Raw genomic sequence first — 25,071 nt, 5'->3', positions numbered from 1 at the left:
CCTTCCCCCTCCGGCGCCGCCGGCCGCGTACCGGGTGCACCGCCGGGCTCGTGGTCCGGGCGAGCCCACGGGGACTGCGGGTCCTCGCCCTGCGGCGGCTGGCTCATCGTCGCTCCTCGGTGGCACCGGGCACCCCGGCGTGCGCAGGGACGGCCGATTGTGGCCCACCGGCCGCCGGGGCGCGGATCAGTCCGTGACGGCGACCGCGACCACCCCGCGGCGCACCCGGCCCACCGCGGCCCGGGCGATGCCGGCCAAGGGGTCGTCGGCCACCTTGGCGAGCTGGTCGAGCAGGTCGACCAGCTGCCGGGCCCAGCGGACGAAGTCGCCACCGGAGAGCTCGGTCCCCGCCTGCTGCGCCCCGGCGAGCACCCGGTCGAGGCTCTGCCCGTCGGCCCACCGGTAGGCGGCCCAGACGAAGCCCAGGTCCGGGTCGCGGGTGACCGGCAGCGCGTGCTCCCGCTCCAGGTCGGTGAGCGCGGTGTGCACCCTGCGCATCTCGGCGAGCGCGCCGGCGACCTTGCCGGCCGGCACGGAGGGCTGGGCGGCGCTCTCCCGGCGCGCCTCGAAGACCAGGGCGGAGACGCAGCCGGCCAGCTCAGCGGGCGTGAGGCCCCGGAACACCCCGGCCCGCAGGCACTCGGCGGTCAGCAGGTCGGTCTCCGACCAGATCCGGCCGAGCCGGCGGCCCGCCTCGGTGACCACCGCAGCGGGCGAGATGTCGTCGTCCCGTGGGAGGTCGGGCTGCAGGTAGCCGAGCTCGGTCAGGACGTCGCAGGTGCGGTCGAACTGCTGGGTCAGCGAGCCGGTGCGGTCGGCGATCTGCCGGCGCAGCCGCTCGCCGTCCCGCACCTCGCGCAGCCAGCGGTCGGCGGCCCGCACCCGCTCCTCCCGGTCGGGCAGCCCGTGCACCGGGTGGGCGCGCAGCGCGTGCCGCAGGTCGGCGAGCACCGGGTCGTCGTCGGCCGCCGACCGCCCCTTGGTGCGCCGGGCGCCCAGGCCGTTCTCGGCCCGTGCGTTGCGCAGCGTGGAGGCGAGGTCGCGGCGGGCGTGCGGGCTGCGGTGGTTGAAGTTCTTCGGCACCTTGACCCGGGCCAGCGCGCTCACCGGCGACGGGAAGTCGACCGAGCCGAGCCGGCCGGCCCACTTGTCCTCGGTGAGCACCAGGGGCCGGGGGTCGGTGAGCTCGGTGACCCCGGGGTCGAGGACGACGGCCAGCCCCTGGCGCCGGCCGCTCGGCACCCGGATGACGTCGCCGGCCCGCAGCGCGGCGAGGGACTCGGCGGCCTCCAGCCGGCGCTTGGCCTGCGAGTCGCGGGACAGCGCCTTCTCCCGCTCGGAGATCTCCATCCGCAGCCGGGCGTACCCGGCGACGTCCAGCACGGCGGCGCTGAGCCCGGCGTTCATCTCCTTGAGCAGGCGGGCGGCGTCCTCCTCGTGCCGGGCGGCCGAGCGGGCCAGGCCGACCACCGACCGGTCGGCCTGGAACTGCGCGAAGGAGGAGGCGAGCAGCTCGCGGGCGCGCTCCCGGCCGAAGGCGCCGACCAGGTTGACGGCCATGTTGTAGCTGGGCCGGAAGGAGGAGCGCAGCGGGTAGGTGCGGGTGCTGGCCAGCCCGGCGACGGCCGCCGGGTCGACCCCCGGCGCCCAGACGACGACGGCGTGGCCCTCGATGTCGATGCCCCGCCGGCCGGCCCGGCCGGTGAGCTGGGTGTACTCCCCCGGCGTGACGTCGGCGTGCGCCTCGCCGTTCCACTTCACCAGCCGCTCCAGGACGACGGTGCGCGCGGGCATGTTGATGCCCAGGGCGAGGGTCTCGGTGGCGAACACCGCCTTGACCAGGCCGCGGACGAAGCACTCCTCGACGGTCTCCTTGAACGCCGGCACCAGCCCGGCGTGGTGGGCGGCGAAGCCGGCGAGCAGCCCCTCCCGCCACTCCCAGAAGCCGAGGACGTGCAGGTCCTCCTCGGGCAGCGAGCCGGTGCGCCGGTCGATGATCTCGGCGATCGCCCGGCGCTCGGTCTCATCGGTCAGCCGCATCCCGGAGGCCAGGCACTGGTGCACCGCGGCGTCGCAGCCGTTCCGGCTGAACACGAAGGTGATCGCGGGGAGCAGCCCGGCCCGGTCCAGCCGCTCGATGACCTCCGACCGGGACGGCGGCCGGTACCGGGGCTTGTGGCTGAACCCGCCGTTCGCCGAGCCGCCGCGCGTTGCCCCGCCGCCGTGCCAGCTGTCGTGCCGGCGCTCCTGCTCGTGCACGTACCGGACGAGCTCGGGGTCGACGACCGCGCGGCCGCGCTCCCGGGTCGACAGCCCGCGCGGGGTCTGCTCCCACTCCCCCGCGTGGGCCGCCGGCCGCAGCGCGAACAGGTCGAACACCCGGCCGCCCACCAGCATGTGCTGCCACAGCGGGATCGGCCGCACCTCGCTGACCACGACCTTGGTGTCCCCGCGGACGGTGACCAGCCAGTCGGCGAACTCCTCGGCGTTGCTCACCGTGGCCGACAGCGAGACCAGCCGGACGTGCTCGGGGAGGTGGATGATCACCTCTTCCCACACCGCGCCGCGGAACCGGTCGGCCAGGTAGTGCACCTCGTCCATGACGACGTAGCCGAGGTCGGTGAGGGCCGGGGAGTCGACGTAGAGCATGTTGCGCAGCACCTCGGTGGTCATCACGACCACCGGTGCATCGCCGTTGATGGCGTTGTCCCCGGTCAGCAACCCGACCTTCGCCGTCCCGTACCGGTCGCAGAGGTCGCGGTACTTCTGGTTGCTCAGCGCCTTGATCGGGGTGGTGTAGAAGGCCTTGCGGCCTTCCGCCAGCGCCTTGTGGACCGCGAACTCGCCCACCACCGTCTTGCCGGCACCGGTCGGGGCGCAGACCAGCACACCGGAGCCCTGCTCGAGCGCCTCGCACGCCTCGACCTGGAAGGGGTCCAGGGAGAAGCCGAGCTCGGCGGTGAAGTCCGACAGGGTGGGGTGTGCGTTCCGCCGGCGGGCAGCCGCATAACGCTCAGCCGGGCTGGACATGCCCCCACGTTAGGCGCTCCTCCGGACCACCACCCGTTGTCCCCCGTCTCCACAGAAATGGCCATTTCCGTGGAGACCGGGTCAGGGGCAGGTGGTGCCGAGGACGGTGACGGCTCTGGGGACGCAGACCGTCGTGACCGGGAGGGGGCTGATCGGCTCGCCGTCGGCCCAGGTGGTCAGGCCGGCACCGGCCAGGCCGATCTCCCGGCCACGCAGCACGGTGACGGCAGGGTGGTCGACGTGGCTGCCGGCGGCCAGCCGGGGGCGGGTGCGCACCAGCTCGCGCCGGCTGACCGGCCCGATGACGACGACCTCCAGCAGCCCGTCGGCCGGGTCGGCGGCGGGCGCGATCCGCAGTCCACCGCCGTACCAGGCGGTGTTGCCGAAGGCGACCAGGGTGACCTCCTGCTGGCGGACGGCGCCGTCGACGGTGAGCGTGACGGCGCGGGGCCGCAGCCGGGCCAGCTCGAGCAGGATGGCCACGTCGTAGCGGTGGTGCCCGCGGGGCCAGCGCAGCCGGCCCGCCCGGTCGGTGACCGCCGAGTCGAAGCCGCAGCAGAGCACGGTGGCCCACCAGCGCCCGCCGGTGCGGGCGGCGTCGAGCAGCCGGGTGCGGCCGGCGCGCAGGTCCGCGGTCAGCGCGGCAGCGGCCCGCACCGGGTCGGGCGGCACACCCAGGGCGGTGGCCAGGTCGTTGCCGCTGCCGGCGGGCAGCAGGGCCAGCGGGATGCCGGTGCCGGCCACCGCCTGGAGCGCGGCGTGCGCGGTGCCGTCGCCCCCGAGGGCGGCCACCGCGGCGACCCCGTCGGCCACCGCGACCGCGGCCTGGCGCTCCCCGTCGGCCCGGGTGCCGGCCGCCAGCACCCGGGGGCGCACGCCACCCGCGGTCAGCGCACCCACCACGGCGGGCACCGCCCGCGCGCCGCGGCCGCGCCCGGCGGCGGCGTTGACCAGGACGGCGACCTCCGGCCGCGTCATGCCCGTGCCCGCCGGCTCAGCGCTGCAGGTGTGCCGGCTCGTCGATGGAGCTGGGGGTGGTGTCCAGCGGGCTGGCGGCCTCGATGCTCGGCGACGCCTCGTCGTCGTCCAGGCCGGCCAGGCCCTCCGCAGCCTCCCGCTTGGCCCGCCGCTTGTCGACGACCCGGGCGACCTGGATCGCCAGCTCGAACAGCACGCACATCGGCACGGCCATCGCCAGCATGGTGAACGGGTCCTGCGTGGGCGTGATGAAGGCCGCGAAGACGATCGTCAGGAAGTAGATCCAGCGCCGGGCACCGGACAGCGCCTCGTGGCTCAGGATCCCGACCAGGTTGAGGCCCACGGCGATCAGCGGCAGCTCGAAGGAGAGCCCGAACGCGACCAGCAGGCTGATCACGAAGCCCAGGTAGTCCGGTGCGGTGAGCTGGAAGGCGACCTCGTCGCCGGCCAGGGAGAGCAGCAGCTCCAAGCCCTTGGTCAGCGTGATGTAGGCCATCACCGCACCCAGCGCGAACAGCGTGGTGGAGGCGGCGACGAAGCCGATCCCGTAGCGCTTCTCGTTGCGCTTCAGGCCGGGGGTGATGAAGGCCCAGAGCTGGTAGAGCCAGAAGGGCGACGACAGCACCACACCGGCCAGCAGGCCGATCTTGAGCCGGAGGAGCACCCCGCCGAAGACGTCGAGGACGACCAGCCGGCACTCGCCGTCACCCTGCAGGCGCAGCTCGCCGGGCAGGGCGCAGTAGGGCTCGGTGAAGAAGGTCAGCAGCCCGTGGTCGTACCAGAGGAAGCCGACGATCGTGCCCGCCGCCACGGCCAGCAGCGCCTTGACCAGGTGGTTGCGCAGCTCGCGCAGGTGCCCCACCAGGGACATGGTCGCCGCTTCGTCGCGCGGCGGGCGCCGCCGGCGGAGGGAGCGCCGGCGGCCGGGATCGGTCACCGGTGCCCGGTCCAGGACTGCTGGGTCAGCGGGTGCCGTCGGCGGCTGCCGACGAACGCACCTGCTGTGCCCGGGCCTGCTCCGCACGCGCCCGGGCCTCGGCGGCCCGGGCCTCGGCGGCGGCGGCCTCGGCCTCGTAGTCGACGGCACCCGGGGTCACCGCGGGGGCCACGATCTCGCCGGTGACCGGGGAGGTGCGGGCCTCGTCCTTGGCGCGCACGTCGTCGTCCTTCATGCCCTTCATCTCGCTCTTGAAGATGCGCATGGAGCGCCCCATCGAGCGGGAGGCGTCCGGCAGCTTCTTGTAACCGAAGAGCAGCAGGACGGCCAGGATGATGAGGCCGATCTCCATGGGACCGAGGTTCATCGGACTCCTCCGAGTCGTGGGGGGCGTGCAGAGCTGACTCTACGCCCGGAACGGGGCAGGTCGAGAGCCGCGGACGGCTGTACGTGCGCCGTCCACCTCCGGTTCAGCCCTCGGTCTCCGACCGCGCTGCGCGCTGGGCGGCGGCCTTCTCCGCGACGCCCTGCGCCTCGGCGAGCACCGGGCGGACGTCGTCCTCCAGCGCCTGCAGCTCGCGGTCCAGCCGCCCGGCGGCACCGAACACCCCGTACCCGAGGACGCCGAGCACCAGCAGGGCCAGCACGGGGACGACGATCCACACGATCAGCAGCACGGGGCGAGCCTAACCGGCGTGGTCGGTACCGGGCGCCCGGTCAGTCCGCGTACCGGGCCAGCGCGGCGCGGGCGTCCGCGGCGACCTGGGCGGCCAGCTCGACCGGCTCGTCCACGGTGGCCGCCCCGCCCAGCGAGGCGACCAGCCGGCGCGCCCAGGACAGGTCCGACGTCCGGACCGTGACCGCGAGCCCGCCCGGTGGGTCGCTGACCTCGGTCTGCTCCTCCACCGGGTAGTAGTCGGCGATCCAGCGGGCGGTGCGGGCCAGCCGCAGGCGGACCTGCGGTTCCTCCTCGCCGGGCTGGTAGAGCCCGTCGTCCAGGTCGCGCTCGTGCGCCTGGGGCGGTGGGGCGGCCGGTTCGTCGAGGACGGCGACCTCGTCGATCCGGTCCAGCCGGAACAGCCGGACGCCCTCGGCACGACGGCACCACGCCTCCAGGTACCAGTGGCCGTCGACCAGCAGCAGCCGCATCGGGTCGACGGTGCGCTCGGTGCGCTCGTCCCGGCTGGGCACGTAGTAGTGCAGGTGCAGCGCACGGCGCCGCTCCACCCCCTCGCGGACGACGGCGAGGGACTGCGCCCGGGCGCCGACGCTGATCGCCACCGGCGCCCGGACCTCCGCCGGGTGCCCGGCCGCGGCCGAGACCTTGGCCAGGGCGCGGCTGACCGCCTCGCCCTCGGCCAGCCCGGGCAGCTCCAGCAGCGTGCGCAGCGCGACGATCAGCGCGACCGCCTCGTCGGTGGACAGCCGCAGCGGGCGCACCATCCCGGCGGTGAAGGTGATCCGCACCCGGTCGCCCTCGAAGGCCAGGTCGATGAGGTCGCCGGGCCCGTGCCCGGGCAGGCCGCAGACCCAGAGCAGGTCGAGGTCCCGGCGCAGCTGGGCCTCGGTGACCCCGAAGTCGGCGGCTGCATCGGCCAGCCGGACGCCGTCGGGCCGGGCGGTCAGGTATGGCACCAGGGCGAGCAGCCGGGTCATCCGCTCGGCCGTGCTGGGCGGGGTCATGCCCGCTCCCCCAGGGAGGCCAGCTCGCTGAGCCGGGCCACGACCGCCTCCCGCATCCGCTGCGGCGCCTCGACCAGCACGTCGGGACCGTAGGCGGCCAGCTCGTCGGCCAGCGCCCAGGGCTCGGTGGTGCGCAGCTCCAGCCGGTCGTCGCCGTCGTCGGCGGCCCCCAGCGGGGTGGCGTGCCGGCGCAGGCCGATCGCGGTGCCCGGCCGGGCCCGGACGATGACGAGCTGCTCCTCCCGACGTTCCGAGCCGGCGACCACCGAGGCCAGGTCCAGGTCGGCGGGCGGCTCGAAGGCGCCGGCGGGGCCGCTGGCCCGCGGGGTGCCGGTGACCCGGGAGAGCCGGAAGACCCGGGCGGCCTGCCGGTCCAGGTCGTGACCGACCAGGTACCAGCGGCCGTGCCAGGCCACCAGGCCCCACGGCTGCACCCGGCGGCGGGTGGCGGACTGCTCGTCGGGACGGCGGTAGTCGAAGGTGAGTGCCCGGCGGTCGCGTGCCGCGGCGTAGCAGGGCTCGAAGGCGGGCTCGCCGGCGTCCAGGCGTGGCTGGATGGACAACCCGCGGGACTGGTCGACCGCCACGCCGGCGGCCCGCAGCTTCACCAGGGCGCCCTGCGCGGCACCGGCCAGCTGCGCGGACTGCCACAGCCGCAGCGCCAACCCCACCGCCGCGGCCTCCTCGCCGGTGAGGGTGATCTCCGGCAGCTCGTAGTCGGCCCGGGCGATGCGGTAGCCGTCCTCGGTGTCGAAGGCGCTGGTGCGCCCGGTCTCCAGGGGGACGCCGATCTCGCGCAGCTCGGCCTTGTCCCGCTCGAACATCCGCTTGAACGCCTCGTCGGCGCGGTCGGTGCCGTCGTCGGGCTCGTAGCCGGGGACGATCGTGCGGATCTTCGCCGCCGAGACGTACTGCCGGGTCCCGAGCAGGGCGATGACCAGGTTCACCAGTCGTTCCGCCCGCTTGGCTGCCACGGGCACAGGTTAGTGCGCAGCGGCCCCGGCCACTGACCAGCAGCCGGGGGCCGGGCTGGTTAGCCTCCCCCGGTGACTGATGCACCGTCCCCCGCCCCCGGTTCCCGGATCCGCTGGCGCCGTGGCCGCGTCACCGAGCTCGGCCGCGCGTGGCGGGATGCGCAGGAGCTGACCGTCGAGGTGCCCGAGGACGGGACGGTGAAGGCGCTGGCGCACCCCTCCCTGGTCGGGACGCCCCAGGTGGACGACGAGGTGCTGCTGAACACCACGGCCTGGGCGCAGCGGCTGGGCACCGGCGGGTACGCGCTGGTCGTCGCCGTCCCCGACCGGCTGCCGCCGGACCCGACCGGCCCCGGCCACCTGGTGAAGGGCCGGTACACGCCGCTGCAGGTGACAGTGCAGGGCGTGGACGAGCAGGACACCCCGCACCACGAGACGATCGCCGGCGCCGAGGACCTCGACGGCATGCCCGTGGTCGTGGCCGACCTGCACTCGGCCCTGCCGGCGGTGCTGGCCGGTGTGCACGTCACCGACCCGGCGCTGCGGGTGGCCTACGTGATGACCGATGGCGGGGCGCTGCCCGCGGCGTTCTCCCGGACGCTGGACACCCTCGCCGGGTCGCTGGCCGGGGTGGTCACCGTCGGGCAGGCGTTCGGTGGCGACGTGGAGGCCGTCACCGTGCACACCGGGCTGCTGGCTGCGCGGCACGTGCTGCGGGCCGACGTCGCGATCGTCACCCAGGGCCCGGGCAACCTGGGCACCGGGACGCCGTGGGGCTTCTCCGGGGTCGCCGCCGGTGAGGCCTGCAACGCGGTGCACGTGCTCGGCGGCCGCGCCGTCGGCGCGTTGCGCATCTCCGACGCCGACCCCCGACCCCGGCACCGCGGCGTCTCGCACCACTCGCTGACCGCGTTCGGGCGGGTCGCGCTGGGTGGGGTCACCCTGGTCGCGCCCCGCGGGCTGGGCTCGGACCTGGGCACCCAGGTCGAGGAGGACCTGGCCGGGCAGCCGGAGCGGAACCCGGTGGAGTGGGTCGACTCGATCGGGCTCGAGGACGCCCTGGCCGCGTCGCCGGTGCGGCTGTCGACGATGGGCCGTGGCCTGGCCGAGGACCGCGCCTACTTCCTCGCGGCGGCGGCCGCGGGCCGGTTCGCTGCGCAGCTGCTCCTGTTCGGTCCTCCGCCGGCCTGAGGGGACGGCCTGGCTCGTCGCTGCTTGCAGTGCTTGTCCGGGTACGTCGCGGCCGGAGTCGGGCATAACGGTCCGTCACAACACGGGGACCTGCCGCCCCCGTCTAGGGCTTCATCCCCAGCGGCGGAAGCCGCCCTCGGCGTCGATGGTCTGTCCCGTGACCGAACGGGCGTCCGGGCCGGTCAGCCAGGCGACGACGGCGGCTGCCTCGGCGGCGGTGTTCCAGCGCCCCCGCGGCATCAGCCGGGCCACGACGTCCTGCTCGGCCGGATCGGCCCACCCGGTGTCGGTCGGACCGGTGTTCAGGCAGTTGACGGTGATGTCGGCGTCGATGAGCTCGTCGGCCAGCGACAGCGTCATCTGCTGGATCGCGCCCTTGCTGATCGCGTAGGGCAGCTCGCGGGACATCGGCCCCCGGTGCTGGCCCGACGTGAACAGGACGACGGCGCCCGGGCCGGCGGCCGGCTCGTACCGGCCGGCGAAGGCCTGGGTGAGCAGCAGGCTGCCGCGGGCGTTGACCGCGAAGCAGAGGTCGACCTCCGCTGCCGTCACCTCGGCCAACCGGCCCAGGGCGCTGCGGGCGTGCGCGGCGACCAGGGTGGTCAGCGGTCCGACGGCGTCCCGGGCGGCGGCCACCAGCCGGGCCGGGGCTTCGGGGTCGGCCAGGTCGGCGCGCAGATGCGGCGGGTCGCCCAGCTCGGCGAGGACGGCGGCCAGGTCGTCGGCGCCCCAGGGTTGCTCGGCGTCGTGCGGTGCCCAGGACTGGACGACGACCTGGTCCCCGCGCTCCAGCAGCCGCCGGGCCACCGCGAACCCGATGGAGCTGCGCCGGCTGACTCCGGTGACGAGTGCGGTGCCCACCGCGGCAGTGTGGTCGACGGACACGCACACGGCGAGCACTCCGTTCCGGTGCTGTGCTGCGGGAGACGGCCGTGGGGTCCGCCCCTCCCCTGGTCGGTGCGGTCGTTGGTCTTCCGGCAGCGTGCCGGCGCATAGTTGGGGATAACGGTCGTATCAAGAAGCGGCGGCGGACGGCGTGCCGACGTCAGGCCTCGCTCGGCGCCGGTCCCGCGCAACGGTGGTCAGCAACGGGCGCGGCTGCCCGTCCGGCGCACGGACGGCCGTCCATCGCACCCGGGGCCGCGCCCGTTGACCGACGCCGGGACTGCCCCCTGGCATCGGCGCACCGGGCGTCCGTCCGGTGCGTCACCGACGTTGCGCGGGCCAGCGCGCCTGGGCGCCGCCGCTGGAACGACGCGGGTCAGCGCGGTGGCCCGCCGCCGCCCACGCCACGAGGGTGAGTACGGCTGGTGACCGCCGCGGGTGCCGGCTGAGGGCCCCGCGGCGGTCCTCCGGCGTCACATGGACGCGATGAGCTTCTCCACCCGCTCGTCGACGGCCTTGAACGGGTCCTTGCACAGGACGGTGCGCTGGGCCTGGTCGTTGAGCTTGAGGTGCACCCAGTCGACGGTGAAGTCGCGGCGCTTGTCCTGGGCGCGGCGGATGAACTCACCGCGCAGCTTGGCCCGGGTGGTCTGCGGGGGGACGTTCTTCGCCTCGAAGATCGCCGGGTCGTGGGCCACCCGCTCGACCTGGCCCGCCTTCTCCAGCAGGTAGTACAGGCCCCGGTTGCGTCGGATGTCGTGGTAGGCGAGGTCCATCTGGGCGACCCGGGAGCTGGACAGCGAGAGGTCGCGCTTGGCCATGTACCGGTGCAGCAGCTGGTGCTTGATGGCCCAGTCGATCTCCCGGTCGATCAGCGAGAGGTCACCGCTGTCGACGGCCTTGAGCGTGCGCCCCCACAGCTCGAGCATCTGCCGGTGCACCGGGCCGTAGCCCTCGCGGTCGACGAACTCGGCGGCGCGGTCGTGGTACTCCTGCTGGATCTCCAGGGCCGACATCTCCCGGCCGTTGGCGAGCCGGACCTTGCGGCGGCCGGTGAGGTCGTGGCTGATCTCCCGGATCGCCCGGATCGGGTTCTCCAGGGTCATGTCCCTCAGCACCACGCCCTGCTCGATCATCCGCAGCACCAGGTCGGTGATGGTGACCTTGAGAAGCGTCGTCGTCTCGCTCATGTTCGAGTCGCCGACGATGACGTGCAGCCGGCGGTACTTCTCCGCGTCGGCGTGCGGCTCGTCGCGGGTGTTGATGATCGGCCGCGACCGGGTGGTGGCGCTGGAGACGCCCTCCCAGATGTGCTCGGCCCGCTGGCTGACGCAGTAGACCGCCCCGCGCGGGGTCTGCAGCACCTTGCCCGCGCCGACCACCATCTGCCGGCTGACCAGGAACGGGATGAGGACGTCGGCCATCCGGCTGAACTCCCCGTGCCGGCCGACCAGGTAGTTCTCGTGGCAGCCGTAGCTGTTGCCGGCCGAGTCGGTGTTGTTCTTGAACAGGTAGATGTCGCCGGTGACGCCCTCTTCGTTCAGGCGCTGCTCGGCGTCGACCAGCAGCCCCTCGAGGATCCGCTCACCGGCCTTGTCGTGGACGACGAGCTCGGTGACGTCGTCGCACTCCGCGGTGGCGTACTCGGGGTGGCTGCCGACGTCGAGGTAGAGCCGGGAGCCGTTGCGGAGGAACACGTTCGAGCTGCGCCCCCAGGAGACCACCCGGCGGAACAGGTAGCGGGCCACCTCGTCGGGTGAGAGGCGGCGCTGCCCCTTGAAGGTGCACGTGACGCCGTACTCGGTCTCGATGCCGAAGATCCGTCGTTCCACCTCGCCGAGCCTAGGCGTCCGCGGCGCACTCGGCTCGTGTCCCGAGTGCGCCGCGCCGCTCACTGCTCGCTGGCCGGAGTGGTGCCGTCGGTCCCGCCGCCCACGCCGTCCTGCGTGCTGGGCTGGGCCGAGGCCTCCTCGGTGCCGCCGGCGGTGTCGACGGCCGCCGGGTCACCGAGCCCGGCGGGGGTGCCCGGTGCCGGGGCGCTGGGCGGGTGGGTGGAGGCCGCCTCGGCGGGGCTCTCCGTGGCCGTCGTGTCGGCCGGCTGGCCGGAGAGGAGGTCGGTCAGCGCTGCACCCACGACCCGGCGGAACGCCCGCTTGGGCCGCCGTCGGTCCAGGACGGCCACCTCGAGCTGTCCGGCGGGCAGCTGGTCGTGCGCCCCGCCGTTGGCTGCGGTGACCGGGCTGACCGCGGACAGCGCGCGGACGCCGACCTGCAGGGCGTCGGTCAGGCTGAGGCCGGGGGTGAAGTGCTCGCGCAGGTGGCTGCTGACGGCCTCGGCCTGCCCGCCCATGACCACGAAGGAGGACTCGTCGACGATCGACCCGTCGAAGGTGAGCCGGTAGAGCTGGTCGGAGGCGGGGTCCTCCCCCACCTCGGCCACGCAGAGCTCGACCTCGAAGGGCTTCATCTGCTCGGTGAAGACGGCGCCGAGGGTCTGCGCGTAGGCGTTGGCGATGACCCGGCCGGTGACGTCCCGCCGGTTGTAGGAGTAGCCGCGGACGTCGGCCAGCCGGATCCCGGCGACCCGCAGGCTCTCGAACTCGGAGTAGCGGCCGACCGCGGCGAACCCGATCCGGTCGTAGAGCTCGCTGACCTTGTGCAGGGTGGCGCTGGGGTTCTCGGCGATGAACAGCACGCCGTCGGCGTAGGTGAGGACGGCGACGCTGCGACCGCGGGAGATGCCCTTGCGGGCGTACTCCGAGCGGTCCCGCATGACCTGCTCGGCCGAGGCGTAGTACGGCATGGTCATGGCTCAGCCCTGCCCGTCCGCGGCGGACCGCTCCGCGACGATGGTGGTGGCGATGGCGGCGACCTCGTCGTCCGGGAGCCGGACGGCGCCCTCGGCGTCGACCCGGTAGACGATCGGGTAGAGCCGGCGCACGGTGTCGGGGCCACCGGTGGCGGAGTCGTCGTCGGCGGCGTCGTAGAGGGCCTCGACGAGGGTGCGGGTGGCGGCGTCGGCGGACAGGCCGGGGCGCCAGGTCTTCTTCAGCGAGTTCCGGGCGAACAGCGAGCCGGAGCCGACCGAGGCGTAGCCGCGCTCCTCGTAGTTCCCGCCGGTGACGTCGTAGCTGAAGATCCGGCCCGGGCTGACGCCCTCGGCCGCGTCGAGGTCGTAGCCGGCGAACAGCGGGACGACGGCGAGGCCCTGCATGGCGGCGCCGAGGTTGCCCCGGATCATCGCGGCGAGGCGGTTGGCCTTGCCGTCGAGGGACATCGTCAGCCCCTCGATCTTCTCGTAGTGCTCGAGCTCGACCTGGTAGAGCCGGACCATCTCGATCGCGATGCCCGCGGCACCGGCGATGCCGATGACCGACCAGGAGTCGGCGGCGTAGACCTTCTCGATGTCCCGGCTGGAGATGAGGTTGCCCATGGTCGCCCGCCGGTCGCCGCCCATCAGCACACCGCCGTCGAAGGTGGCGGCCACGATGGTGGTGGCGTGCGGGGCCAGGTCAGCCACCGACATCGTCGGGACGGTGCGCCGCCCGGGCAGCAGATCGGGGGCGGTGGTGCCCAGGAAGTCGGTGAACGAGGAGCCCACCCGGTCCAGGTACGCGGGCGGGAACCCGCTCCGACCAGCTGACGTCTCGGTCACCCATCCGCCTCTCTCGCCGCCAGGCGTGCGCGGCCTCTGCTGCACTGCTTCCCCGGCGGACTCCGCCGGACGTCGGTGCGACCCTACCGGCGCGGTCGGCCACCGCACGGACACCCGCGGGGACGGCCGTCCGACCCGGCGACGCGGACCTGCGTCCGTCAGTCGGCTGCCTGCATCGCCCGCCACCGCGCCATCCCAGGGCTGTCCGGGGTCGCTCGTGCTGACCCCGCGGACCCCCGGACGTCGGGAACCCGCGGGCGTTCGCGATGGTGCTCGACGTAGTCCGCTGCAGCCCGCAACGCGACCGGGTCGTCCCGGAACTGACCCAGGCCCCCGTTGCAGTTGAAGCACAGCAGTGCGCGGACGGCACCGGTCTCGTGGTCGTGGTCGACGTGCGCCGCCGGCGCCTCCAGACAGATCGCGCAGAGCCCTCCCTGGTCGGACAGCATGGCGTCGGCCTCGGCAGCGGTGATGCCGTACCGCCGCTGGAGGTGGTATGTGCGGGACCCGCCGGCCTTCTCCTTCGAGGCCTTGCCCCGGGCGTTGTGGCAAGGCTTGCAATACGGCGCTCGACCGGATGGTTGGCTGGCGTTGCGCACGAAGTCATCGATCGGCTTCACCTGTGCGCAATCCGGGCACCACTTCTCCCCGTCGCCGACCACCGTTTCGCGCCGATGCCTGGCGCGTGGGCGACCTCGTCGAGCGTCCTTGGCGGCGAGATGGCGCCGGCGAGCATGGGTCTTGCAGTAGAAGCTCAGGCCGTCAGCCCTTCGGCGGTCGGATGTGAACTCTCCTGCTGGCCGGACTTCACCGCAGTCCTTGCAGTACTTCGACTCGACCATTCTAATTACACCAATAGAATGTCTATTGGCCCCCTTTTTGCACGTAGCTCCTCACGAATTCCTCGGCATTCTCCTCGAGCACGCCGTCGATCTCATCGAGGATGGAGTCGACGTCGTCGGTCATCTCCTTGTGCCGCTCGGCGGCCTCGGTGTCGACCGACGCCTCGACCTCCTCGGTCTCCTCGCGCGTGCGCGTGGCCTTCTGCTGCCCGCCGGTGTCCCTCGTGGCCATCTCACCCTCCGGAGCTCGCTGCTGGGTCGTGCTGAGGCAGAAGCTACCCGCGAGGTGTGACAGTTCGCCGCTGGCGCGGTCCTCGCGTTCCAGCGGAGCCGGAGGTCAGCGGGCGGTGATCCGGTCGACCAGCTCGGCGGCGGTGGAGGTGGCGTCGAACAGTGCCCCGACGTGCTCCCGGGTGCCCCGCAGCGGCTCCATCGTCGGGATGCGCACCAGGTTCTCCCGGCCGACGTCGAAGACCACCGAGTCCCACGATGCGGCAGCGACCTGGCCCGGGTAGCGGCGCAGGCACTCGCCACGGAAGTAGGCCCGGGTGTCCGCCGGAGGGCGGGTCATCGCCTCGGTCACCTCGGCGTCGGTGAGCAGCCGCTGCATGGAGCCGCGGGCCACCAGCCGGTGGTAGAGGCCCTTGTCCGGCCGGACGTCGGAGTACTGCAGGTCGACCAGCTTGAGCCGGGCGTCGCCCCAGCTGAGCCCGTCGCGCTGCCGGTACCCCTCCAGCAGCCGGAGCTTGGCCGGCCAGTCCAGCCGGTCGGCCAGCCGCATCGGGTCGACGGCGAGGTCGTCGAGCACCTCGGCCCACCGGGCCAGCACGTCGGCGGTCTGCTCGTCGTCGTCCCCGTTGTCGGCGACGAACTTCTGCGCCTGGGCCAGGTACTCGCGCTGGACCTCGATCGCCGTCAGCCGGCGGCCGTCGCGCAGCCGCACCTGGTGGGTCAGCGACGGGTCGTGGCTGATCGCCTGGAGTGCCTCGACCGGCTCCTCGATGGTCAGGTCCTGGGTCAGCGCCCGCGCCTCGATCATGGCCAGGACGAGCGCTGTCGTCCCGACCTTGAGGTACGTCGACAGCTCGGCGAGGTTGGCGTCGCCGATGATCACGTGCAGCCGGCGGTAGTCGTCGGGGTTGGCGTGCGGCTCGTCCCGGGTGTTGATGATCGGCCGCTTGAGCGTCGTCTCCAGGCCCACCTCGACCTCGAAGAAGTCGGCCCGCTGGGACAGCTGGAAGCCGTCGGTGCGCCCCTCCGGGCCGATCCCGACCCGGCCGGCGCCGGCGAACACCTGGCGGGTGACGAAGAACGGGATCAGCCCGCGGATGATGTCGATGAACGGCGTCGACCGGCTCATCAGGTAGTTCTCGTGCGCGCCGTAGGAGGCGCCCTTGCCGTCGGTGTTGTTCTTGTAGAGCTGGATGGGCTGGGTGCCCGGGATGCGTGCGGCGCGCCGCGCCGCCTCGGCCATCACCTGCTCCCCCGCCTTGTCCCACAGCACGATGTCCCGCGGGTTGGTGACCTCGGGCGTGGAGTACTCGGGGTGGGCGTGGTCGACGTAGAGCCGGGCACCGTTGGTGAGGATGACGTTGGCCATCCCCGAGTCGTCGTCCAGGTCGTTGTGGTCCAGCGCCTGGGCCGGGGACAGGTCGAACCCGCGGGCGTCGCGCAGCGGCGACTCCTCCTCGAAGTCCCACCGCGGCCGCCGCGGGGTCGGCGCCTCGGCCACCGCCCAGGCGTTCACCACCTGGCTCGACAGCGTCGTCGGGTTCGCCCCTGGCTGCCCGGGCACCGAGATGCCGTACTCCAGTTCCGTGCCCATCACCCGTCGCACGCTCATGCGCCTCAGGTTAGGTGGCCGGGCGGGACAGCGTCCGGGCAGCGCCCGGACGCCGACCGGCCCCTGCCGCAGCGCAGCAGGGGCCGGTCGGTGGGTCGGGCGGCGGCGGCCGCCTTGTCCTACAGGTACTGGCCGGTGTTGGTCGCGGTGTCGATCGCGCGACCGCTGTCGGCGCCCTTGCCGCTGATCAGCGTGCGGATGTAGACGATCCGCTCGCCCTTCTTGCCCGAGATCCGCGCCCAGTCGTCGGGGTTGGTCGTGTTGGGCAGGTCCTCGTTCTCCTTGAACTCGTCGACGCAGGCGTTCATCAGGTGCCCGACCCGCAGACCGCCCACGCCGGTCTCCAGGCGGTCCTTGATCGCCATCTTCTTCGCCCGGTCGACGATGTTCTGCAGCATCGCCCCGGAGTTGAAGTCCTTGAAGTACAGGACCTCCTTGTCACCGTTGGCGTAGGTGACCTCCAGGAAGCGGTTCTCCTCCGTCTCGGTGTACATCCGCTCGACGGTGCTCTGGATCATCCCGGCGATGGTCGCCTCGCGGCTGCCGCCGTGCTCGGCCAGGTCGTCGGCGTGGATCGGCAGCGTCGTCGTCAGGTACTTGCCGAAGATGTCCCGGGCCGCCTCGGCGTCCGGCCGCTCGATCTTGATCTTCACGTCGAGCCGGCCGGGGCGCAGGATCGCCGGGTCGATCATGTCCTCGCGGTTGGAGGCGCCGATGACGATGACGTTCTCCAGGCCCTCGACGCCGTCGATCTCGCTGAGCAGCTGCGGCACGATCGTGCTCTCCACGTCCGAGGAGACCCCCGACCCGCGGGTGCGGAAGATCGAGTCCATCTCGTCGAAGAAGACGATGACCGGCGTGCCCTCGCTGGCCTTCTCCCGCGCCCGCTGGAACACCAGCCGGATGTGCCGCTCGGTCTCCCCCACGTACTTGTTGAGCAGCTCGGGGCCCTTGATGTTGAGGAAGAACGACTTGCCCTGGCTCCGGTCGGAGTCGCCGTTGAGCTCGGCGACCTTCTTGGCCAGCGAGTTCGCCACGGCCTTGGCGATCAGCGTCTTCCCGCAACCGGGCGGGCCGTAGAGCAGGATGCCCTTGGGCGGGCGCAGCTCGTACTCGCGGAACAGGTCGGCGTGCAGGAACGGCAGCTCCACGGCGTCCCGGATCTGCTCGATCTGCCGGGAGAGCCCTCCGATGTCGGAGTAGTCGATGTCGGGGACCTCTTCGAGGATGAGCTCCTCGACCTCGCTCTTCGGGATGCGCTCGTAGACGTAACCCGAGCGGGACTCCAGCAGCAGGGAGTCACCGCTGCGCAGCGGCTGCCCCTCCAGGGAGTCGGCGAGGTGGACGACGCGCTCCTCGTCGGTGTGCCCGATGACCAGCGCCCGGCGCGGCGTGCCCGGCACCGGCTCCAGCAGCTCCTTGAGCATCACCACGTCACCGGCCCGCTCGAAGCCACGGGCGGCGACCACGTTCATCGCCTCGTTGAGCATGACCTCCTGGCCGTGCTGCAGCTCGGTGACCTCGACGGCGGGCGACACCGACACCCGCAGCTTGCGGCCGCTGGTGAACACGTCGATCGTGCCGTCCTCGAAGCGCTCCAGGAAGACGCCGTAGCCGGACGGGGGCTGCCCCAGCCGCTCGACCTCCTCCTTGAGCGTGACCAGCTGCTCGCGGGCGTCCCGCAGGGTGCCGGCCAGCTTGTCGTTGCGCTCGGAGAGGAAGGCCGCCCGGCCCTCCGCCTCGGCGAGCCGCTCCTCCAGCGCGCGCACCTGGCGCGGGCTGTCGGTGACCTTGCGTCGGAGGAGGCTGATCTCCTCCTCGAGGTAGGAGATCTGCTTGACCAGGGAGGCGACGTCACGCTCACGCCGCGCTCGGAACTCGTCGGGGCCAGTGCCAGTACCGGGGCCCATCGCGCACCTCCACACACATTCGGGGGAGCCAGGACGCCAATCTATACACGCGGGAGGTGACGGCGCCGCACCCTCGCGACCGGCGCGCACGGTGGGCTGGGACGTCATCCGCCCGACACGTGCCGACCCCGGACAGGTGCCGTCAGGCGAGCTTCTTGCGCCGCTGCCGCATCGGCGCGACGGCCCCCTCCGCCAGCCGGCGGGCGGTGACCAGGAAGGCGGTGTGGGCGACCATCCGGTGCTCCGGTCGCACCGCCAGGCCCTCGGCGTGCCAGGGCCGCAGCATGGTCTCCCAGGCGTACGGCTCGGTCCACACTCCCTGGGCGCGCAGCGCCTCTACGTAGGTCGACAGCTGGGTGGTGGTGGCCACGTAGCCGATCAGCACACCACCGGGGCGCAGCGCGGCGGCGACGGTGGGCAGCACGGCCCACGGCTCCAGCATGTCCAGGACGACGCGGTCCACGACCTCCGCGGCGGGGTGGTCGGCCAGGTCCCCCAGCCGCAGCGACCAGTTCTCCGGCACCTCGCCGAAGAACGCCCCGACGTTGCCGCGGGCGACGTCGGCGAAGTCCTCGCGCCGTTCGTAGCTGGTGAGGGTGCCGGTCGAACCGACCGCCCGCAGCAGCGAGCAGCTCAGCGCACCGGAGCCGGCGCCGGCCTCCAGCACCCGCATGCCCGGGCCGACGTCGCCGAAGCCGACGATCTGGGCGGCGTCCTTGGGGTAGATGACCTGCGCGCCGCGCGGCATGGACAGGACGAAGTCGGCCAGCAGCGGGCGCAGGGCGAGGTAGCCGGTATTGGCCGTCGAGTGGACGACGGAGCCCTCGGGTGCGCCGATCAGCTCGTCGTGGCTGATCGCCCCGCGGTGGGTGTGGAACTCCTTGCCGGGCTCCAGGACGACGGTGTGGTGCCGGCCCTTGGGGTCGGTGAGCTGCACCCGGTCACCCACCCGGAAGGCCCCCTCGACCGGCTCGGGGGCCCCGGTCGGGACCGGCTGGCCCTCGACCACCACCGGCTCGAGCGGCACGTCGGCGAGCACCTCGGTCGCGGTCGGGATCTCGTCGGCCGGTTGCTGCTGCTGTACGTCCACGTGGGACGAGGGTACGGACGACCGATCGCGGGTCCTCGGCGCGCGCACCCGGAACTGTCGGCGGGCGCACCTAACCTCGGACCCATGACGGCGACCCTGGAGACCAGCCGGCCCGGCGAGACGGGGCCGGCCGAGCGCACGACGGCCGCGGACTCCGCTCCCCGGCGCCCGTCCCTCTCGCCCTCCCGCGCCGCGGACTTCAAGTCCTGCCCGCTGCTGTACCGCTTCCGCACCATCGACCGGCTGCCGGAGAAGAAGTCCCGGGCTGCGGTCCGCGGGACCCTGGTGCACACGGTGCTGGAGAAGCTCTACGACCTCCCCCCGGCCGAGCGCACGGTCGCGGCGGCCCAGACGCTGGTCGCGCCCGCCTGGGACGAGCTGCGCGAGGAGCCGGGCGTCGCCGAGCTCTTCGAGGCGACGGACGGCGAACAGCCGGCGGAGGCGGACGGCCTGGAGGCCTGGCTCGAGTCGGCCGGTCAGCTGGTGGAGACGTACTTCCGGCTCGAGGACCCGACGCGCATCCAGCCGCAGGGTCGCGAGGAGCTGGTCGAGGTGACGCTGCCCGACGGGCTGCTGCTGCGGGGCTACGTCGACCGGCTGGACGTCGCCCCGACCGGCGCGCTGCGGGTCGTCGACTACAAGACCGGCGGGATGCCGCGGGAGGCCTTCGAGGGCAAGGCGCTCTTCCAGATGAAGTTCTACGCGCTGGTGCTGTGGCGCACCCGCGGTGTGGTCGCCGCCCAGCTCAAGCTGCTGTACCTCAAGGACGGCGACGCACTCACCTACGCCCCCGACGAGGCGGAGCTGCTGCGGTTCGAGCGCACCCTGCAGGCGATCTGGGCCGCCATCGAGCGGGCGGTCGCGACCGGCGACTTCCGGGCGAACAAGAGCCGGCTGTGCAGCTGGTGCGACCACCAGGCGCTGTGCCCGGCGTTCGGTGGCACTCCTCCGCCGTTCCCCACCGAGGCCGCGGCCGCCGCCGGCTGGCGCACGACCCTGCCGCTCGCGGTCACCAGCGACTGACCGACCACCGGGCACATCCGGTGCAGTGGCTGTAACGACCTCGGGAACGAGCAGCTCGGCGCGGGTGTCGCCGTCGACCGCACGTCCAGGCTGGAGCCGACCTCGACCCGGCCGCGCCCACCCCGAGTGGGGACCGACGCCACGACGCCGCTGACGCGGCGCCATCGCAGGAGTCAGGTGGTGGGCGCGAAGTCCCGCTCGGCGAGCAGTTGGTGCAGGTCGGCCACGGTGATGTCGACGAGGGACGGTCGCAGCACCAACCCGGGCAGTCGTTCCAGTGGCTGTACCGACGGCACGCCGAGCACTGCTGCGCCGGAGGACAGCCCTGCCGTGACGCCGACCAGCGAGTCCTCGATGACCAGGCAGCGGGCGGGCTCGACTCCCAGCTGAACCATCGCCTGCAGGTACGGGGCGGGGTCCGGCTTGCGGGCGGGCACCTCGTCCCCGCAGACGGTCAGGTCGAAGGGCGACTCCCCCAGGTCCGCAGCGATCTGGTCGATCACCAGGGCGGCGATCCGCCGTGGCGTCGTCGTCACCAGTGCGGTGGCCAGCCCGGCCGCTCGCACCGCGACCAGCAGCTCCCGGGCCCCGGGCCGCCAGGGCATCCCGCGACTGGTCATCAGCGTGGCAGTCCGCTCCTCCACCCACCGGGAGTCCACGCGCAGCTGCTCGTCGTCGCGGACGAGCCCCAGATCGTCGTAGAGCACCTGCATCGCCACCCGCATCGACTGGCCGACGGTCCGCTGGCGGCCCTCGGCCGAGAAGACCCCGCCGAGGGCGGTGGCGAGCTCGTCCATCGCCTCGCCCCACAGCTCCTCGGTCTCCACCAGCGTGCCGTCCATGTCGAACAGCACTGCCTGCAGTGACTGGTCTGGGTCGGACGGGCTGTCCACCGGGGTCATCGACACCCCGGGGAGTCTAGGGAGCGGGCTGCTCAGGCCGGTTCGGTGCGTACCAGGGTGGCGAAGGCGATCACGTTGTCCTCGTAGCTGCGGGCCGCGGAGTCGAAGTCACCGCCGCAGGTGATCAGCCGCAGCTGCGCGTCGGGGGTGTTGCCGTAGGCCGCGAGGCTCGGGAAGTCGTCCTTGGGGTGGCGCTCCACCCGGTCGACGGCGAAGACGGCGACCGTGCCGTCGGCGCGGGCCACCTCGACCTCGTCCCTGGGCTGCAGTGCGCCCAGGTCGAAGAAGACACCCGGTCCGTGGGCGGCGGAGTCGACGTGGCCGAGCAGGACCGCCGGGCCCACGGCCCCCGGGGCAGGTCCGCGTTCGTACCAGCCGGCCTGGTCGTCCGGGCCCAGCGGCGGCACCTCGACGGTGCCGTCGTCGTTCAGGCCCAGGCGCAGCAGGTCGCTGGTCACGCCGATCGTCGGGATGCTCACCGACACCGGCTGGGCCACCTCCGGTGCGGGGGCAGCGTCGTCCGGGGCGGGAGCCGCAGGCGGCGCACCGGGCGACGCGCTGGTCGGGCTCGCTCCCTGGCCGGCGGCCGCGGCCGGCTGCGGGGCCTGCTGCTGTCCGGTCACCGCCACCACGACGGCGACGACGGCCACCACGACGAGTGCGACGGCCAGCGCCGTCCACGTGCGGGGGCCGGGCCGGCGGCTGCTCTGCTCGCTCACGGGGGTCCTTCCAGGGAGTGGTGAGGGGGCCGGGTCGCGCGGGGAGGTCAGCCCTCCCCGCGCGCCCCGGAGCCGGATCAGGCCTGCTCGGCCTGACGACGGCGGTAGGCGATCGCACCGGCGCCCGCGGCACCGGCGGCGGCCAAGACGCCGACGCCGATCGCGGCGGTGTTCTCGGTACCGGCGGTGCTGCCGGCACCGGTCTCGGCGCCACCGGCCGGCATGGCGCCCATCTGGGCGACCTCGAGCGCGCCACAGACGGCCGGTGCGGTGGCCTCCATCGGCAGCGACGGGTCGAGGTCGCTCATGACGTCACCGTCGTAGGCACCGGAGCCGTCCTTGTCGACCCCGTGCACGACCAGGACCGCGGTGCCGGCCTCGAACGCCGCGTGGACGTCGTCGGTGACCTCGAAGGTCCGCTCGTAGCTGATCGTGCCGTCGTCCGCGGTCGGGAAGCGGTCGATGGACAGGCCGCTGTCCGGGCTGGTGTCGCCGGTGGTGGTCAGCGAGCTGCCGATCATGCCGTAGTACTTGGCGGCCTCGGTGACGCTCACGAAGCCGTCGCCGTCCGCGTCGTCCGCGAGGTCGTTGGTGGGGCACTCGCCCAGGGCACCGATGTGGAAGTGCTGGGCGTGCGGCGAGCCGGCCAGCAGCCCGGACGCCTCGATCATCACCGTCGCCGTGTTGCCGTCCAGGGTGACCATCCCGGTGCCCTCGACGCCGGACTGGTTCACGGCGCCCAGGTCGGCCTGGTAGCTGTGCGCGCCCTCGTGGGCCGAGGCGGCGCTGATGGACAGCAGGGGGAAGGCCGCGGCGGCGATGGCGACGGTCGGGAGTGCGAATGCCTTGCGCAAGGTGTGCTCCTCGTGGTCGTGCTGCTCCACCTGGTGGTGGGAGCAGCGGACGGCGGCTGACACCGCTCGTCCGGTGTGTCGGCGGGCGCACCGTCGCGCCCACCGCGGAACAGGTCTGACGACCCCGGACAGCCCGACGGATCCCCCAGCGGGGACCTCCCCGCTGTCGCGCCGAACACCAGGCATTCGGGACGGGGTGCCGGATCGGTTCACCGCCGGCTGAGATCGGTTCGCGTCCCGGCTGTGCACCCGGTGTGCGAGCTCGCGTCCTTCGACCTGCCCGAGGGCCGATCGCCGGCCTCCCGGGACCCGTACGGGCCCCCTCGTGAGGCCGCCGCGCCCACGCCTCCAGGGACCGGCCGAGTTCACGCCTCCAGCCGCCGGCCGAACCCGGGGCCGGCCCGGCCAACCGGATCGGCTGTTGCCGACGAACCACGGTCATGACTGCTCCGCGTGCCCTGCCGCTCGGCCACCGGGCATCCGCCGGCCCCCGCCGCGGACCGGCGGTGCTGGTCGGCCTGCTGACCGTGCTTCTCCTCGCCGTCGGGATGCCCTCCGCCCAGGCGCACGACGCGCTGGTGCGCAGCAGCCCGGCCCCCAGCAGCGCCGTGCCCGTTGCCCCGTCGGCGGTGGAGCTGGAGTTCAGCGGGACGCCGCTGCCGCTGGGCACCGAGGTGCTCGTGCTCGGGCCGGACGGCGGCGCGGTCTCCACCGGCGCCGCCCAGATCCGGGGGACGACCGTCGTCCAGCCGCTGTCGGCCGGCCTGCCGGCGGGGAGCTACACCGTCGAGTGGCGCAGCACGTCCTCCGACGGGCACCCGCTCACCGGCAGCTGGGGCTTCACGGTCGCCACCGGGAGCGCCCCGGCCCCGGCCGCCGACTCCGACCCGGCCCCGGCCGCCGGCTCCGACTCGGCCACCGGCACTGATGCCGATCCGACCAGCGCAGCGGACGCGGCACCGGCCGCCACGAGCGCAGCCGCCGCGGCACCGGCCGCCACGAGCGCGGCGGCAGCGGCCTCCGACAGCTCGCTGCCGGCGGGCTGGCTGCTGGGCGGTGTCCTGGCGCTGGGGGCGGCTGCCGTGCTGGTCGTCGTCCCGCTGCGCAGGCGCTCGTGACCAGCACGCTGGTGGCCCCCGGGGTCGAGAAGCAACCCGCGGCGGAGCGGGTGCAGTGGCGGTGGCGGTGGCGGTTGCCGGCCGCGGTGGTCGGGCTGGTCGCCGTCCTGGCCGGGGCGATCGCCGTGGGCAGTGGGCCGTCGGCGCCTGCCCCCACCGGTCTGCGCGCGGCCGGCCTGCTCGTGGAGTGGGGCGGGCCGGTGGTCACGCTGGCCGGCCGCATCGCTGCCGTGGGCACGGTCGGCACCCTGCTGTTCGCCGCGGTGCTGGTGCCCGGTCACTCCGGTGCGCTCCCCGTGCGGCGCGCGGTGCGCGCCGCGTCGGCCTGGGCGCTGGCGTGGGCGGCGGCGACCGTGCTCGGCGGGCTGCTCACCGTCAGCCGGCTGGTGGGCGTGACCCCGACGGCCCTGGACGGCGCGTCCCTGCGGGTCTTCCTCGTCGACACCGGCGCCGGTCGCGCCGTCCTGCTCGTCACCGCCCTCACCGCGCTGCTCGCGGTGGCGGCCCGGTCCGGCACCGGCCGCGGGGGCGCCCGGCTGCTGCTGGCCGGTGCGCTGACCGCACTGGTGGTCCCCGTGGTGCTCAGCGGGCACTCCTCGGCCGCGGAGGACCACCTGACCGCGGTGACCACCCTCGCGGTGCACGTCGTCGCGGCGAGCCTGTGGGTCGGCGGGCTGGGCGCCCTGCTGCGGTACGGCCGGGACGCACCGGCGGTCGCCGAGCGGTTCAGCGCGGTCGCGCTGGCGTGCTTCGGGGTCACCGCCGTCTCCGGGGTGCTGGCGGCGGGCGTGGTCCTGGGCGGCGCCGGGGCCGTGGTGGCCGCCCTGGGCACTGGCTACGGCGCGCTGCTGCTGGCCAAGACCCTGGGACTGACCGTCGTCGGCGTGCTGGGCTGGCGGCACCGGCGCCGCACCCTGCCGCTCCTGCGGGCGGGGCAGCCGGGCGCCTTCCGGCGGTTGGCCGTCGTGGAGGTGGCCGTGCTGCTGGCGACCGGCGCGCTCGCGGTCGCGCTGGCGGCGTCCCCTCCCCCGGCCGGCGCCCAGCCGTCAGCCCCGGCCGCACCGGCGGCAGCGGGGGCACCGGCGGCAGCGGGGGCACCGGCGGCAGTGGGGGCACCGGCGGCAGTGGCGGACCCCATGGCCGGGCACGACCACGGCGAGCTCTCCGTCGGCGTCCTGGTCGACGCGACCCGCTTCCACGTCGCCGGCCCGGTCGCCGCCGGCTCGCGGGTGACGGTGCACAACGCCAGCGGTCAGCCGGTGACGATCACCGCGGACGACGGCTCGTTCGACGTCGACGTCCCCGCCGGGACGCTGCTCACCTTCCCGGCACCGGAGCAGCCGGGCCGGTACGCCTTCACCAGCCGCCACTCGTCGGCCTTCGCCGACGTCCTCGTCGTCGAGTGACCCCCGACCCCGTGCCGGGCCCGCACACAGG

Annotated in this window: 23 protein-coding genes; 4 read left to right on the top strand and 19 right to left on the bottom strand. The window is 73.8% G+C overall.

Annotated features, from left to right (window positions below; genetic code table 11):
• Positions 1-186 precede the first annotated feature (186 nt).
• The 7 genes from FB380_RS17760 to FB380_RS17730 all read right to left on the bottom strand — a co-directional run bounded on the left by FB380_RS17760 (position 187) and on the right by FB380_RS17730 (position 7,602).
• Positions 187-3,030: a DEAD/DEAH box helicase gene (locus FB380_RS17760; protein ID WP_166756671.1), complete on the bottom strand. Its 2,844-nt coding sequence runs from the start codon at positions 3,028-3,030 to the stop codon at positions 187-189.
• Between the two features lie 81 nt (positions 3,031-3,111).
• The gene (locus tag FB380_RS17755) at positions 3,112-4,008 is read right to left on the bottom strand and encodes a diacylglycerol/lipid kinase family protein (protein WP_166756670.1); all 897 of its coding nucleotides are present in this window, start codon (positions 4,006-4,008) and stop codon (positions 3,112-3,114) included.
• Between the two features lie 16 nt (positions 4,009-4,024).
• Positions 4,025-4,945 carry a twin-arginine translocase subunit TatC gene (tatC, locus tag FB380_RS17750; protein ID WP_229682224.1) on the bottom strand — a complete coding sequence of 307 codons (921 nt, stop codon included), beginning with the start codon at positions 4,943-4,945 and terminating at the stop codon, positions 4,025-4,027.
• Positions 4,946-4,970: 25 nt separating this feature from the next.
• Positions 4,971-5,312, bottom strand: a complete 342-nt coding sequence (tatA, locus tag FB380_RS17745) for a Sec-independent protein translocase subunit TatA (RefSeq protein ID WP_166756669.1) — start codon at positions 5,310-5,312, stop codon at positions 4,971-4,973.
• A gap of 103 nt (positions 5,313-5,415) precedes the next feature.
• Complete coding sequence (locus tag FB380_RS17740) at positions 5,416-5,622, bottom strand: hypothetical protein (protein ID WP_166756668.1); 207 nt, start codon at positions 5,620-5,622, stop codon at positions 5,416-5,418.
• A 40-nt stretch (positions 5,623-5,662) separates the two neighbouring features.
• Complete coding sequence (locus FB380_RS17735; protein ID WP_166756667.1) at positions 5,663-6,628, bottom strand: helix-turn-helix transcriptional regulator; 966 nt, start codon at positions 6,626-6,628, stop codon at positions 5,663-5,665.
• The gene (locus tag FB380_RS17730) at positions 6,625-7,602 is read right to left on the bottom strand and encodes a helix-turn-helix transcriptional regulator (protein WP_166756666.1); all 978 of its coding nucleotides are present in this window, start codon (positions 7,600-7,602) and stop codon (positions 6,625-6,627) included. Before FB380_RS17730 ends, FB380_RS17735 begins: the two co-directional genes overlap by 4 nt.
• 72 nt (positions 7,603-7,674) lie before the next feature.
• Here FB380_RS17730 and FB380_RS17725 point away from each other — a divergent pair, with 72 nt between their 5' ends.
• Entirely contained in the window at positions 7,675-8,793 is a 1,119-nt protein-coding gene (locus FB380_RS17725) for a DUF3866 family protein (protein ID WP_166756665.1), read from the top strand.
• A 111-nt stretch (positions 8,794-8,904) separates the two neighbouring features.
• Here the strand turns inward: FB380_RS17725 and FB380_RS17720 are convergent, their stop codons facing one another.
• The 9 genes from FB380_RS17720 to FB380_RS17680 all read right to left on the bottom strand — a co-directional run bounded on the left by FB380_RS17720 (position 8,905) and on the right by FB380_RS17680 (position 19,018).
• Positions 8,905-9,654: an SDR family oxidoreductase gene (locus tag FB380_RS17720; protein ID WP_166756664.1), complete on the bottom strand. Its 750-nt coding sequence runs from the start codon at positions 9,652-9,654 to the stop codon at positions 8,905-8,907.
• Between the two features lie 497 nt (positions 9,655-10,151).
• Entirely contained in the window at positions 10,152-11,510 is a 1,359-nt protein-coding gene (gene pafA / locus FB380_RS17715; RefSeq protein ID WP_166756663.1) for a Pup--protein ligase, read from the bottom strand.
• A 59-nt stretch (positions 11,511-11,569) separates the two neighbouring features.
• Positions 11,570-12,487, bottom strand: coding sequence for a proteasome subunit alpha (gene prcA / locus FB380_RS17710; protein ID WP_166756662.1), 918 nt, complete (start codon positions 12,485-12,487; stop codon positions 11,570-11,572).
• A 3-nt stretch (positions 12,488-12,490) separates the two neighbouring features.
• Positions 12,491-13,333 carry a proteasome subunit beta gene (gene prcB, locus FB380_RS17705; RefSeq protein ID WP_188959653.1) on the bottom strand — a complete coding sequence of 281 codons (843 nt, stop codon included), beginning with the start codon at positions 13,331-13,333 and terminating at the stop codon, positions 12,491-12,493.
• A gap of 158 nt (positions 13,334-13,491) precedes the next feature.
• The gene (locus tag FB380_RS17700; RefSeq protein WP_166756661.1) at positions 13,492-14,175 is read right to left on the bottom strand and encodes an endonuclease VII domain-containing protein; all 684 of its coding nucleotides are present in this window, start codon (positions 14,173-14,175) and stop codon (positions 13,492-13,494) included.
• 22 nt (positions 14,176-14,197) lie between these two features.
• Positions 14,198-14,407 (bottom strand): ubiquitin-like protein Pup, encoded by a 210-nt coding sequence (locus tag FB380_RS17695; RefSeq protein WP_166756660.1) that lies wholly within the window; start codon positions 14,405-14,407, stop codon positions 14,198-14,200.
• Positions 14,408-14,512: 105 nt separating this feature from the next.
• Positions 14,513-16,018, bottom strand: a complete 1,506-nt coding sequence (dop, locus tag FB380_RS17690; protein ID WP_166756659.1) for a depupylase/deamidase Dop — start codon at positions 16,016-16,018, stop codon at positions 14,513-14,515.
• Positions 16,019-16,137: 119 nt separating this feature from the next.
• Complete coding sequence (arc, locus tag FB380_RS17685) at positions 16,138-17,928, bottom strand: proteasome ATPase (protein ID WP_166756658.1); 1,791 nt, start codon at positions 17,926-17,928, stop codon at positions 16,138-16,140.
• A 142-nt stretch (positions 17,929-18,070) separates the two neighbouring features.
• The gene (locus FB380_RS17680) at positions 18,071-19,018 is read right to left on the bottom strand and encodes a tRNA (adenine-N1)-methyltransferase (protein ID WP_425563408.1); all 948 of its coding nucleotides are present in this window, start codon (positions 19,016-19,018) and stop codon (positions 18,071-18,073) included.
• 84 nt (positions 19,019-19,102) lie between these two features.
• Between FB380_RS17680 and FB380_RS17675 the strand changes: the two genes are divergently transcribed.
• Positions 19,103-20,041, top strand: a complete 939-nt coding sequence (locus FB380_RS17675) for a RecB family exonuclease (protein ID WP_166756657.1) — start codon at positions 19,103-19,105, stop codon at positions 20,039-20,041.
• Positions 20,042-20,214: 173 nt separating this feature from the next.
• Here the strand turns inward: FB380_RS17675 and FB380_RS17670 are convergent, their stop codons facing one another.
• The 3 genes from FB380_RS17670 to FB380_RS17660 form a co-directional block, all read right to left on the bottom strand.
• Complete coding sequence (locus FB380_RS17670; RefSeq protein ID WP_166757201.1) at positions 20,215-20,943, bottom strand: HAD family hydrolase; 729 nt, start codon at positions 20,941-20,943, stop codon at positions 20,215-20,217.
• 32 nt (positions 20,944-20,975) lie between these two features.
• Entirely contained in the window at positions 20,976-21,662 is a 687-nt protein-coding gene (locus FB380_RS17665; RefSeq protein WP_229682225.1) for a class F sortase, read from the bottom strand.
• A 77-nt stretch (positions 21,663-21,739) separates the two neighbouring features.
• Complete coding sequence (locus FB380_RS17660) at positions 21,740-22,579, bottom strand: hypothetical protein (RefSeq protein ID WP_229682226.1); 840 nt, start codon at positions 22,577-22,579, stop codon at positions 21,740-21,742.
• 377 nt (positions 22,580-22,956) lie between these two features.
• On the opposite strand from FB380_RS17660, the gene FB380_RS17655 reads away from it, so the two are divergent.
• Together FB380_RS17655 and FB380_RS17650 are read left to right on the top strand one after the other, a co-directional pair.
• Positions 22,957-23,634, top strand: coding sequence for a copper resistance CopC family protein (locus FB380_RS17655; RefSeq protein WP_166756656.1), 678 nt, complete (start codon positions 22,957-22,959; stop codon positions 23,632-23,634).
• Positions 23,631-25,040, top strand: a complete 1,410-nt coding sequence (locus FB380_RS17650; protein ID WP_166756655.1) for a CopD family protein — start codon at positions 23,631-23,633, stop codon at positions 25,038-25,040. The genes FB380_RS17655 and FB380_RS17650 overlap by 4 nt, the downstream gene beginning before the upstream one ends.
• Positions 25,041-25,071: the final 31 nt, after the last annotated feature.

Origin of the sequence: Modestobacter marinus (assembly GCF_011758655.1) — a bacterium.
Classification (GTDB): Bacteria; Actinomycetota; Actinomycetes; order Mycobacteriales; family Geodermatophilaceae; genus Modestobacter; species Modestobacter marinus.
The sequence above is the reverse complement of the archived record's forward strand: the minus strand, read 5'-3'. Positions and strand labels throughout refer to the sequence as shown.

What these genes read in the sequence shown, in the direction of transcription:
- tatA (WP_166756669.1), bottom strand. Translation starts at nt 5,312, where the DNA reads ATGAACCTCGGTCCCATGGAGATCGGCCTCATCATCCTGGCCGTCCTG.
- FB380_RS17695 (WP_166756660.1), bottom strand. Translation starts at nt 14,407, where the DNA reads ATGGCCACGAGGGACACCGGCGGGCAGCAGAAGGCCACGCGCACGCGC.
- arc (WP_166756658.1), bottom strand. Translation starts at nt 17,928, where the DNA reads ATGGGCCCCGGTACTGGCACTGGCCCCGACGAGTTCCGAGCGCGGCGT.
- FB380_RS17670 (WP_166757201.1), bottom strand. Translation starts at nt 20,943, where the DNA reads ATGACCCCGGTGGACAGCCCGTCCGACCCAGACCAGTCACTGCAGGCA.
- FB380_RS17655 (WP_166756656.1), top strand. Translation starts at nt 22,957, where the DNA reads ATGACTGCTCCGCGTGCCCTGCCGCTCGGCCACCGGGCATCCGCCGGC.
- dop (WP_166756659.1), bottom strand. Translation starts at nt 16,018, where the DNA reads ATGAGCGTGCGACGGGTGATGGGCACGGAACTGGAGTACGGCATCTCG.
- FB380_RS17760 (WP_166756671.1), bottom strand. Translation starts at nt 3,030, where the DNA reads ATGTCCAGCCCGGCTGAGCGTTATGCGGCTGCCCGCCGGCGGAACGCA.
- FB380_RS17700 (WP_166756661.1), bottom strand. Translation starts at nt 14,175, where the DNA reads ATGGTCGAGTCGAAGTACTGCAAGGACTGCGGTGAAGTCCGGCCAGCA.
- FB380_RS17735 (WP_166756667.1), bottom strand. Translation starts at nt 6,628, where the DNA reads ATGACCCCGCCCAGCACGGCCGAGCGGATGACCCGGCTGCTCGCCCTG.
- FB380_RS17755 (WP_166756670.1), bottom strand. Translation starts at nt 4,008, where the DNA reads ATGACGCGGCCGGAGGTCGCCGTCCTGGTCAACGCCGCCGCCGGGCGC.
- prcA (WP_166756662.1), bottom strand. Translation starts at nt 12,487, where the DNA reads ATGACCATGCCGTACTACGCCTCGGCCGAGCAGGTCATGCGGGACCGC.
- FB380_RS17675 (WP_166756657.1), top strand. Translation starts at nt 19,103, where the DNA reads ATGACGGCGACCCTGGAGACCAGCCGGCCCGGCGAGACGGGGCCGGCC.